The sequence below is a fragment of the Polaromonas sp. genome (assembly GCF_018780625.1).
Lineage (GTDB): Bacteria > Pseudomonadota > Gammaproteobacteria > Burkholderiales > Burkholderiaceae_C > Polaromonas.
Map to the genome: position 1 here is coordinate 1 of NZ_JADMJK010000148.1, position 11,125 is coordinate 11,125.

Below are 11,125 nucleotides of genomic sequence, written 5' to 3' on the forward strand. Positions count from 1 at the left end.
AGCAGTTCGAAGTGCTGTCCACCAACGGCGACACCTTCCTGGGCGGCGAAGACTTTGACCAGCGCATCATCGATTTCATCATCGACGAGTTCAAGAAGGAATCGGGCGTCAACCTCAAGAACGACGTGCTGGCCCTGCAGCGACTGAAAGAAGCCGCTGAAAAAGCCAAGATCGAGCTGTCCAACAGCGCGCAGACCGACATCAACCTGCCTTACATCACCGCAGACGCGTCAGGCCCCAAGCACCTGAGCATCAAGATGACCCGCGCCAAGCTGGAAAGCCTGGTCGACGAACTCATCGAGCGCACGATTGCCCCTTGCCGCGTGGCGGTCAAGGACGCGGGCATCAGCGTGGGCGACATCCATGACGTGATCCTGGTCGGCGGCATGACCCGCATGCCCAAGGTGCAGGAAAAGGTCAAGGAATTCTTTGGCAAGGAGCCCCGCAAGGACGTGAACCCTGATGAAGCCGTGGCCGTGGGCGCTGCGATTCAAGGCCAGGTGCTGTCGGGCGACCGCACCGACGTGCTGCTGCTGGACGTGACACCGTTGTCCCTGGGTATTGAAACCATGGGCGGCGTCATGACCAAGATGATCAAGAAGAACACGACCATCCCGACCAAGTTTGCCCAGACCTTCTCGACCGCTGAAGACAACCAGCCGGCCGTGACGATCAAGGTGTTCCAGGGCGAGCGCGAGATTGCTTCGGGCAACAAGGCGCTGGGCGAGTTCAACCTCGAAGGCATTCCGCCATCAGCACGCGGCACGCCGCAGATTGAAGTGTCTTTTGACATCGACGCCAACGGCATCCTGCACGTAGGCGCCAAGGACAAAGGCACCGGCAAGGAAAACAAGATCACCATCAAGGCCAACTCAGGCCTGTCGGAAGCCGAAATCCAGCAGATGGTGAAAGACGCCGAACTGAATGCCGAAGAAGACAAGAAGAAAGTCGAATTCGTGCAGGCCAAGAACAGCGCAGAAGCCATGGTCCACAGCGTGAAAAAATCGCTGGGTGAGTACGGCGACAAGCTGGAAGCGGGCGAGAAGGAAAAAATCGAGACCGCCATCAAGGACATGGAAGAAGCCCTCAAGGGCGAAGACAAAGCTGCCATTGAATCAAAGAATGCAGCCCTGATGGAAGCGAGCCAGAAGCTCGGCGAGAAGATGTACGCCGACATGCAGGCGTCGCAAGCCGAAGCAGGCGCCGGTGCCGCAGCAGGCGCCGAGCAGGCGCAGGCCAAGCCAGCCGCCGACGACAATGTGGTGGACGCTGAAGTCAAGGAAGTCAAAAAAGGCTGACCTTGGCAGTCGCCTTGACTGAGGCGTGAACTACAGACAGCAAGGCGGAAACCAGGAGCGTCCTGGATTTCCGCTTTTGCATTTTATTTTTTCGTTTTACAGGCCTTCGTGCAGCGCGCAATTTTGGCGGTATCGCCCTGTTTTCCCAACGCACAAGCCCCCCACAACCCAAGTCACCCTAACTGACCTGCCATGTCCAAAAAAGACTATTACGACACGCTGGGAGTCCCCAAAAACGCCAGCGATGAAGACATCAAGAAGGCGTATCGCAAGCATGCGATGAAGCACCACCCTGACCGCAACCAGGGTGACGGTTCCAAGGCGGCCGAAGAAAAATTCAAGGAGGCCAAAGAGGCCTACGAGATGCTTTCGGACGAAAACAAACGCGCCGCCTACGACCAGTACGGCCACGCAGGCGTGGACCCCAACATGCGCGGCGGCCCGGGCACGGAAGGTTTTGGCGGATTCGCCGAGGCGTTTGGTGACATTTTCGGCGACGTGTTCAACGGCCAGCGCGGCGGCCAGCAACGCGGCGGCCGTCAGGTTTTCCGTGGCGGCGACCTGAGCTACGCGATGGAAATCACGCTCGAGGAAGCAGCGCACGGCAAGGAAGCGCAGATCCGCGTGCCCAGCTGGGACGACTGCAACAGCTGCCACGGCAGCGGCGCCAAACCCGGCACCAAGGTGGTCACCTGCACCACCTGCCACGGCCACGGCGTGGTGCAAATGCGCCAGGGCTTTTTCAGCGTGCAGCAAACCTGTCCGCAGTGCAAGGGCACGGGCAAGCTGATTCCCGAGCCGTGCATCAGCTGCCACGGCGTGGGCAAGACCAAGATCAACAAGACGCTGGAAGTCAAAATACCGGCAGGTATTGACGACGGCATGCGCATCCGCTCGACTGGCAACGGCGAGCCAGGCACCAACGGCGGCCCGCCCGGCGATCTGTACATCGAAATCCGCATCAAGAAGCACGACATCTTTGAGCGGGACGGCGACGACCTGCACTGTCCCATGCCCATCAGCTTCACCACGGCCGCACTGGGCGGTGAAATTGAGGTGCCGACACTGGCCGGCAAGGCGGCGATTGACATCCCCGAAGGCACGCAAGCGGGCAAGCAGTTCCGTCTGCGCGGCAAAGGCATCAAGGGCGTGCGCTCAAGCTACCCCGGCGACCTGTACTGCCACATCACGGTGGAAACACCCGTGAAACTGACGGAACACCAGCGCAAGCTGCTCAAGGAGCTGGACGAGTCCATCAAAAAAGGGGGCGCCAAGCACTCCCCCAGCGAAGAAGGCTGGGCTGACAAGCTGAAGAACTTCTTCACGGCCTGAACGCGCGGCGGACCGAACCTGGCCTGCCGCCCTACCCTCCAATGCCGGACCTGTTCCGGCATTTTTGATGGCGCCTTTTTTGCCACTGAATCCATGGAAATGACCCCGCCCATGAACGACTCCGAAGGGTCTGGCTTATAGTGCCTCTTTGCCCCGCGATGATGGTTGCGGACCCTGCGCAGAAACCACCAACCCAATACACCCCATGAAAACAAAAGCTGCCGTTGCCTGGAAGTCAGGCGAGCCCCTCACGATTGAAACCGTCGACCTGGAAGGGCCAAAATTTGGCGAAGTGCTGGTCGAGATCAAGGCCACCGGGATTTGCCACACCGACTACTACACGCTGTCGGGTGCCGACCCCGAAGGCATTTTCCCCGCCATCCTGGGCCACGAAGGCGCGGGCATCGTGGTCGATGTTGGCCCCGGCGTGACCACGCTGCAAAAAGGCGACCACGTCATTCCGCTCTACACGCCCGAATGCCGGCAGTGCAAGTTCTGCCTGTCGCGCAAGACCAATTTGTGCCAGCTGATTCGCGGCACGCAGGGCAAGGGCCTGATGCCCGACGCCACCAGCCGCTTCAGCCTGGATGGCAAGCCGATCTTTCATTACATGGGGACCAGCACCTTCAGCAACTACACCGTTGCGCCCGAAATCTCGCTGGCCAAGATCCGCAAGGATGCGCCGTTTGACAAGGTGTGCTACATCGGCTGCGGCGTGACCACCGGCATTGGCGCGGTCATTTTCACCGCCAAGGTCGAAGCGGGCGCCAATGTGGTGGTGTTTGGCCTGGGCGGCATTGGCCTGAATGTGATCCAGGGCGCCAAGATGGTGGGCGCCGACAAGATCATCGGCGTTGACTTGAACCCCGAACGCGAGGCCATGGCCCGCAAGTTCGGCATGACGCATTTCATCAACCCAAAGAATGTCGAAAACGTGGTCGATGCCATCGTGCAGATCACCGACGGCGGCGCCGACTACAGCTTTGAATGCATTGGCAACACCCAGGTCATGCGCCAGGCGCTCGAATGCACGCACAAGGGCTGGGGCCGCAGCATCATCATCGGCGTGGCCGAAGCCGGCGCCGAAATCAGCACCCGGCCCTTCCAGCTGGTGACGGGCCGCAAATGGGAAGGCTCGGCCTTTGGCGGCGCGCGCGGCCGCACCGATGTACCGAAAATTGTCGACTGGTACATGGACGGCAAGATCAACATCGACGACCTGATCACGCACACCATGCCGCTGGAAGACATCAACAAGGGCTTCGATTTGATGAAGCGCGGCGAGTCAATTCGCGGCGTAGTCCTGTTTTAAGCAGCGCCATGAGCACACACCCCCAGCTGATCAGCGAACACGCCTGCTTTGGCGGTCGCCAGCTTTTTTACCAGCACGACGCGCATGAAATCGGCCTGCCGATGAAGTTCTCGGTGTTTCTGCCGCCGCAGGCAGTGCATGGCCCGGTGCCGGCGCTGCTGTACCTGGCCGGCCTGACCTGCAACGAGGAAACCTTCATGGCCAAGGCGGGCGCCCAGCGCCTGGCCGCCGAGCTGGGCCTGGCCCTGATTGCGCCCGACACCAGCCCGCGCGGCGCGAACCTGCCGGGTGAAGCCGACAGCTGGGATTTCGGCACGGGCGCCGGGTTTTACCTGGACGCCACGCAAGCGCCATGGTCGCGCCACTGGCGCATGGAGCGCTACATCACGGCCGAATTGCTGCCGCTGCTGGCCAGCACCCAGCCGATTGACGCCGGGCGCATCGGCATTTCTGGTCACTCCATGGGCGGCCATGGCGCGCTGACGCTGGCACTTCGGCACCCGGCGCTGTTCAAGTCGGTGTCGGCCTTTGCGCCGATTTGCGCGCCCAGCCAGTGCCCGTGGGGCCGCAAAGCCTTCACCGGCTACCTGGGCGCCGACGAAGCCAGCTGGCTGGCGCACGACGCCACGGCCTTGATGACTGCGCTGCCGGCTGCACCCTTTCCCGGCGGCATTTTGATTGACCAGGGCCTGACCGACAAATTCCTGGCCGACCAGCTGCATCCCGAACTGTTTGAAGCGGCCTGTGCCTCGTCCGGCCAGCCGCTGACGCTGCGCCGGCACGCGGGCTACGACCACGGCTACTACTTCATCGCCACCTTCATGGCCGATCACCTGGCTCACCACGCCCGCCAGTTGTCGGCTTGAGCAGCGCGGCGCTGTCAGTCGCTTAAGACTGTCATAAGCCGCGGCAAATATAATTTTCGCCCATGCCCCTGCATTCGCCCTCACCTGCCGCTCTACCTGTCGCGCCCGACCGTGTCTTGCCCTCTCCCGGCGTTTCGGACAACCCGGCCGCCGGTGTACGCCAGCTCTGGATCGTGGTGCTGGCCAGCCTCTGGATTGCCACCGTCTGCAACGTGGCACTGTGGCGCGCGCTGGCCAACCTGCCGGGCCTGAGCACCGGCCAGGCGGCGACCATCAGCGTGGCGCTGGCGCTGGTGATTGCGCTGGCCACGGCCGGGCTGCTCAGCCTGCTGGCTTGGCGCTGGACGCTTAAGCCGGTGGTCACGCTGTTTCTGGTGTCGGCGGCGTTCGGCGCCTATTTCATGATGGCCTACGGCGTGGTGATAGACCCGAACATGATGGTCAACACCCTGCAGACCGATGTGCGTGAAACACGCGATCTGCTGAACTGGACCCTGGCAGGCACGGTGATGGTGCTGGCGGTGTTGCCAAGCTTTTTTCTGTGGCGGCAACAAGTCAGGCGCACGGGCATGGCGCGGCAAGCGCTTTTCAATGGACTGACGCTGCTGGCCAGCGGCGCACTGCTGGTGGTGGTGGCGCTGGTTTTCTTTCAAAGCCTGGCCTCGGTGATGCGCAACCACACCCAGGTGCGCTACCTGATCAATCCGCTCAACTCCTTTTACGCCTTGGGCGCGGTGGCAGCCAAGCCCTTTCAGCGTGACGAATCCACCGTACTGCCCTTGGGACAGGACGCCGTGCCGGGCGCCCGCTATGCCGGCCAGACCAAACCGCCTTTGCTGCTGCTGGTGCTGGGCGAAACCGCGCGCAGCGGCAACTTTGCGATCAATGGCTATACCCGCCCCACCACGCCCCAACTGGCGCAGGAAAACATAGCCAGCCAGCGCAACGCCTGGTCATGCGGCACCAGCACGGCAGCCTCGGTGCCCTGCATGTTTTCCAATTTCGGGCGTGCGGGCTTTGAATCGCGCACGGCCAATTACGAAGGCCTGCTCGATGTGCTGCAGCATGCCGGCCTGGCCGTACTCTGGCTGGACAACCAGGCCGGTTGCAAGGGCGTTTGCGACCGGGTTCCGAACGTGTCTACCCTGCAGCTGAAAGTCCCTGGCCTGTGCGACGGCGGCGAGTGCATGGACGAAGTAATGCTGCACGGTCTGGACGAGCGCATCGCCGCCCTGCCCGCCGAGCGCCGTGCCAAAGGCGTGGTGCTGGTGATGCACCAGATGGGCGGCCACGGACCGGCCTACTACAAGCGTTCACCGCCCGCGTTCAAGAAGTTTTTGCCCGAATGCACCAGCAACTCCCTGCAAAGCTGCGAGCGTGAGGCGCTGGTCAACGCCTACGACAACAGCATCGTCTACACCGACCACCTGCTGGCCTCGGCCATTGGCTGGCTCAAGGCGCAAGAAGCGCGCAGCGCACCGGCCATGCTCTACCTGGCGGACCACGGCGAGTCGCTGGGCGAAAACAACCTCTACCTGCACGGCATGCCTTACGGCGTGGCGCCCGACGTGCAAAAGCGCGTGCCCTGGATTACCTGGCTTTCGCCCGCATTCGAGCAGCGCAGCCAGGTCACCACGGCGTGCCTGCAGCAGCAGCTGGACGCTCCCATCAGCCACGACAACTATTTTCACTCGGTGCTGGGCCTGATGAACGTTCAAACCAGCGTATACCAGCCCGCCCTGGACATTTACGCCCGCTGCGCCAAACCGTAGGGCGCGCGGATTGATCAGCCCCAGGGCGCCTGAACCGCTACTTATTCAATAGCTACTCAATCACGTATTTATTGGGCTAGCGATCATTTCCATCAAAATAATCGGTCCATTCACAGGATGACGGAGCCGGCCCCGGGCACACGGCGCGCAGGTGCAGCGCGGTATTCAACCGCCCGGAACAACGCAGCACCCGCCAGCAGGGACAACAAAAAAGCCGCCAGCAAGCCCAGGGCATTGGCCAGGACCTGCGTTGGCCAGAAATGGCTGACCACCGCATTGACCAGCAGGCACACCGAAAAGTGAATGAGAAACACGCAATATGACATCTGCCCGAGCCGTGTCAGCCAGCGCGACTGCAGCCAGCGCCGGGGCATTGCGCGCAGCTGAAGCACCACCAGCCCGAACGCAACCACCAGCGCCAGGGCAAGCCGGCCCCTGAAATCGAGCGCCAGCGCCGCACCGCCCAACACCGCCATGGCCAGCAAGCACAAGCCGGCCGTGCGGGTGCTGGCCTTGTTCACTGCAGTCGATGCCCAGAAAGCCAGCAATCCCAGGGCATAGGAGCCAAAAAAATACAGCCCGGTGTCGTCAAAATGGTCCTGCCGGTTAAAAAACAGCAGGGACGACGCTGCCAGCAGCAGCAACAATCCGGTGCCCCACCGCAGGGCAGACACGCCCGGCAAGCGGCGCGCAAGCGCACGCGCCAGGCCCAGGGCCAGCACCGTCATGGCGAACAGCTGCAAATCAATGGCCACATACCAGACGCCCGCAGACAAGGCGTCCAGCCCCAGGACATCCTGCAGCAGCAGCCCATGGGCCAGTAGTTGCAGCAGGGTCGGCGCGTCCGGAACAGAAGGATGGTCAAACCAGGGGCGCACCCACCAGGCCACCGCCACCGTCACGGCCAGCGCGACCAGGAAAGGACGCACCAGCCGCAGGTAGCGCCTGAACACCAGCCGCGCGGGTTGCCCGAAGGTCGCGACGCCGCCTGGCGCCAGCGCGCTGGCCGCCAGAAAGCCGCTGACGACCAGGAACACCTGGACCGCCATGCGCCCATAGTCATACAGCCAGTCAGTCAGGCCAGGCGCCCGGGGGTAAATCACGTCCGACATCGGGCCGTAGAAAGCCAGGTGGTGCCAGACAATCACGACGCAGGCAATGCCCTTGAGCGCGTCAATGCCGGTCAGGCGCTGGTCGGGTGGTCTCATGCGTGGGTTTCCGGTAAACGACTACGGCAATATCAAAGCGCCAGCCGCTGGCGCGCTTGCTGGTACTCACGCTTGAGCTGGGCCACAAAAGCGGCTGTGCTTTGCACCTGGCTGACCGCGCCAATGCCCTGGCCGCAACCCCAGATGTCTTTCCAGGCCTTGGACTTGTCGCCGCCAAAGTTCATCTTGCTCGGGTCGCTCTCGGGAAGGTGGTCAGGGTCCATGCCGGCCGCGCGTATCGACGGCGCCAGGTAGTTGCCATGCACGCCGGTAAACAGGTTGCTGTAGACGATGTCATCGGAATTGCTGTCGACGATCGCCTGCTTGTAGGCGTCGGAGGCGCGCGCCTCTTCGGTGGCAATGAAGGCCGAGCCGATGTAGGCAAAGTCGGCCCCCATGGCCTGGGCTGCCAGCACCGCGCCGCCGCTCGCGATGGAGCCGGACAATGCCAGCGGGCCGTCAAACCACTGGCGAATTTCCTGGATCAGCGCAAACGGGCTTTTGACACCGGCGTGTCCACCGGCACCGCAGGCCACGGCGATCAGGCCATCGGCGCCCTTTTCAATCGCCTTGTGCGCGTGCCTGTTATTGATGACGTCGTGCAGCACCACGCCGCCATAGCTGTGCGCTGCGGCGTTGATGTCTTCGCGCGCGCCCAGGCTGGTGATGTAGATCGGCACCTTGAACCTGACGCACAGCGCCATGTCGTGCTCCAGCCGGTCATTGGACTTGTGCACGATCTGGTTGATGGCAAACGGCGCGGCGGGCTGGCCGGGGTTGGCCAGGTTGTAGGCGGCCAGCGTTTCGGTGATCTCGGCCAGCCAGTCTTCGAGCATGGCGGCGGGCCGGGCATTGAGCGCGGGCATGGCGCCGACCACGCCGGCCTTGCATTGCTCGATCACGAGCTTGGGGTTGCTGATGATGAACAGCGGCGATCCAATGATGGGCAGCGGAAGGTGTTTCAGTGCACCGGAAAGTCTGGACATGGTGGCTCCGTGATCGTCAAAAAATTTATACAAAAAATACCTGTAGCCAAGTTCCCACCTTGGCTTCTAGCTATTACTTAAATAGCAAAATACTCAAAAGGCGTCGAGCACCAGCGCATTGATGCTATCCGCGCCTTCCACGATGCTGTCGCGCATGCCGGGCGCCTTGGTCAGCAAATGGTCGGCATAAAAACGGGCGGTGGTGATCTTGGCCTGCATGAAGGCGGCATCCGTGCCCTGGGCCAGTTCTTCCTGGGCAATGAGCAGCGCGCGCGCCATCTGCCAGCCGGCCACCACGTTGCCAGCCAGCATGAGGTAAGGCACGCTGCCAGCAAACACCGCATTCGGGTTGGCCTTGGTGTTGGCGGCGACAAACTCGACCACCTCGACAAACGCTTCGCGCGCGGCCTTCAGGCGCTTGGCCACGGCCACGGCGTCGGCACTGCCGTTGTTGATCAGCGCAGCTTCCGTCGCCTGAATCTGCGCGGCAATGCCTTTGGCGGTCTGGCCGCCGTCGCGGGCGGTCTTGCGGCCGACCAGGTCGTTGGCCTGGATGGCGGTGGTGCCTTCATAAATCGTCAGGATTTTGGCATCGCGGTAGTACTGCGCCGCGCCGGTTTCTTCAATAAAGCCCATGCCGCCATGGACCTGAACGCCCAGCGAGGTGACTTCCTGGCTCATCTCGGTGCTGTAGCCCTTGACCAGCGGCACCATGAATTCATAGAACGCCAGGTTCTGCTTGCGCACCTCGGCATCGGGGTGGTGATGCACCGCATCGTAGGCGGCAGCGGCCACGGTGGCCATGGCGCGGCAGCCTTCGGTGTAGGCGCGCATGGTCATCAGCATGCGCTTGACATCGGGGTGGTGAATGATGGAGACGCTGGCCTTGACGGAACCATCGACCGGGCGGCTTTGCACGCGATCCCTGGCAAAGGTCACGGCCTTTTGGTAAGCACGCTCGGCAATCGCAATGCCCTGCACGCCGACAGCGTAGCGCGCCGCATTCATCATGATGAACATGTATTCGAGGCCGCGATTTTCTTCGCCGACGAGGTAGCCAACCGCGCCGCCGTGGTCACCAAATTGCAGCACGGCGGTCGGCGAAGCCTTGATGCCCAGCTTGTGCTCGATGCTGACGCAGTGCACGTCGTTGCGCGCGCCCAGCGTGCCGTCGGCATTGACCATGAATTTTGGCACGACGAACAGCGAAATGCCCTTGACGCCTTCAGGCGCGCCGGTCACGCGGGCCAGCACCAGGTGGACGATGTTTTCGGCCATGTCGTGCTCACCGTAGGTGATGAAAATCTTGGTGCCAAACACCTTGTAGTTGCCGCCCTCTTGCGGTTCGGCGCGGCTGCGCACAGCCGCCAGGTCGGAGCCCGCCTGCGGCTCGGTCAGGTTCATGGTGCCGGTCCACTGGCCGCTGACCAGCTTTTCAAGGTAGACCGCCTTCAGCGCATCGGAGCCGGCTGTGATCAGAGCCTCGATGGTGCCGTCGGTCAGCATCGGGCACAGGGCAAAGCTCATGTTGGCCGAGTTCAGCATTTCACCGCAGGCCGCGCCGATGGTCTTGGGCAGGCCCTGGCCGCCATAGTCTGCGGGGTGCTGCAGGCCCTGCCAGCCGCCCTCGGCATACTGCCGAAAGGCTTCCTTGAAGCCAGGGGTGGTCGTCACCACGCCGTCTTTCCAGCTTGAAGGGTTCTTGTCGCCTTCCCAGTTCAGCGGCGCCAGAACGCCCTCGGTAAACTTCGCGCACTCTTGCAGCACGGCCTGCGCCGTGTCAAAACCGGCATCTTCAAAACCCGGAATTTGCGCGATCTGCTCGATATGGGCCAGATGCCTGATGTCGAACAGCATGTCATTGAGGGGGGCTTTGTAAGTCATTTTTCTCTCCGCTTGAATCCATGAGCGCCCGTCTTGACAGGCCGTTCAGATAAAAAAAGGGCGTCTGCCAAGACGCCCCGGGGTTGCAGCGCCTTACAGCGCGGCAACCAGTTCCGGCACCGCCACGAACAAATCCGCCTCCAGCCCATAGTCAGCGACGCTGAAAATCGGGGCTTCCGGGTCTTTGTTGATTGCGACGATGACCTTGGAGTCCTTCATGCCGGCCAGATGCTGGATCGCACCCGAAATTCCCACGGCGACGTAGAGCTGGGGCGCCACGATCTTGCCGGTCTGACCCACCTGCCAGTCGTTGGGCGCGTAGCCCGCATCCACCGCAGCGCGGGAAGCGCCCAGGGCCGCGCCCAGCTTGTCGGCCAGCGGCTCCAGAACCTCATGGAATTTCTCGTTTGAGCCCAGCGCCCGGCCCCCGGAGACGATGATCTTGGCGGCGGTCAGCTCGGGCCGGT

The 11,125-nt window shown here is 62.4% G+C and carries 9 protein-coding genes; 5 read left to right on the forward strand and 4 right to left on the reverse strand.

Translation table 11 applies throughout. The annotated features are described in order from the left end of the window. The 5 genes from IV091_RS12490 to IV091_RS12510 form a co-directional block, all read left to right on the forward strand. On the forward strand, positions 1 to 1,298 hold a 1,298-nt coding region (locus IV091_RS12490; RefSeq protein WP_293469185.1), incomplete at its 5' end, for an Hsp70 family protein. Between the two features lie 192 nt (positions 1,299 to 1,490). Continuing rightward, positions 1,491 to 2,630 (forward strand): molecular chaperone DnaJ, encoded by a 1,140-nt coding sequence (gene dnaJ / locus IV091_RS12495; RefSeq protein ID WP_293469186.1) that lies wholly within the window; start codon positions 1,491 to 1,493, stop codon positions 2,628 to 2,630. 205 nt (positions 2,631 to 2,835) lie between these two features. Further along, complete coding sequence (locus tag IV091_RS12500) at positions 2,836 to 3,942, forward strand: S-(hydroxymethyl)glutathione dehydrogenase/class III alcohol dehydrogenase (RefSeq protein WP_293469188.1); 1,107 nt, start codon at positions 2,836 to 2,838, stop codon at positions 3,940 to 3,942. Between the two features lie 8 nt (positions 3,943 to 3,950). Further along, positions 3,951 to 4,808 (forward strand): S-formylglutathione hydrolase, encoded by an 858-nt coding sequence (gene fghA / locus IV091_RS12505; protein WP_293469189.1) that lies wholly within the window; start codon positions 3,951 to 3,953, stop codon positions 4,806 to 4,808. Positions 4,809 to 4,870: 62 nt separating this feature from the next. Then, positions 4,871 to 6,580, forward strand: coding sequence for a phosphoethanolamine--lipid A transferase (locus IV091_RS12510; protein WP_293469191.1), 1,710 nt, complete (start codon positions 4,871 to 4,873; stop codon positions 6,578 to 6,580). A gap of 110 nt (positions 6,581 to 6,690) precedes the next feature. On the opposite strand, the gene IV091_RS12515 is transcribed toward IV091_RS12510, so the two are convergent. The 4 genes from IV091_RS12515 to IV091_RS12530 all read right to left on the reverse strand — a co-directional run. Beyond that, positions 6,691 to 7,788 carry an acyltransferase gene (locus IV091_RS12515; RefSeq protein WP_293469193.1) on the reverse strand — a complete coding sequence of 366 codons (1,098 nt, stop codon included), beginning with the start codon at positions 7,786 to 7,788 and terminating at the stop codon, positions 6,691 to 6,693. A 32-nt stretch (positions 7,789 to 7,820) separates the two neighbouring features. Next, on the reverse strand, positions 7,821 to 8,774 hold the full coding sequence (locus tag IV091_RS12520) for a nitronate monooxygenase family protein (protein WP_293469195.1): 954 nt from the start codon (positions 8,772 to 8,774) through the stop codon (positions 7,821 to 7,823). 93 nt (positions 8,775 to 8,867) lie between these two features. Beyond that, positions 8,868 to 10,658 carry an acyl-CoA dehydrogenase gene (locus tag IV091_RS12525; RefSeq protein ID WP_293469197.1) on the reverse strand — a complete coding sequence of 597 codons (1,791 nt, stop codon included), beginning with the start codon at positions 10,656 to 10,658 and terminating at the stop codon, positions 8,868 to 8,870. Between the two features lie 93 nt (positions 10,659 to 10,751). Continuing rightward, on the reverse strand, positions 10,752 to 11,125 hold a 374-nt coding region (locus IV091_RS12530), incomplete at its 5' end, for an FAD-binding protein (RefSeq protein ID WP_293469199.1).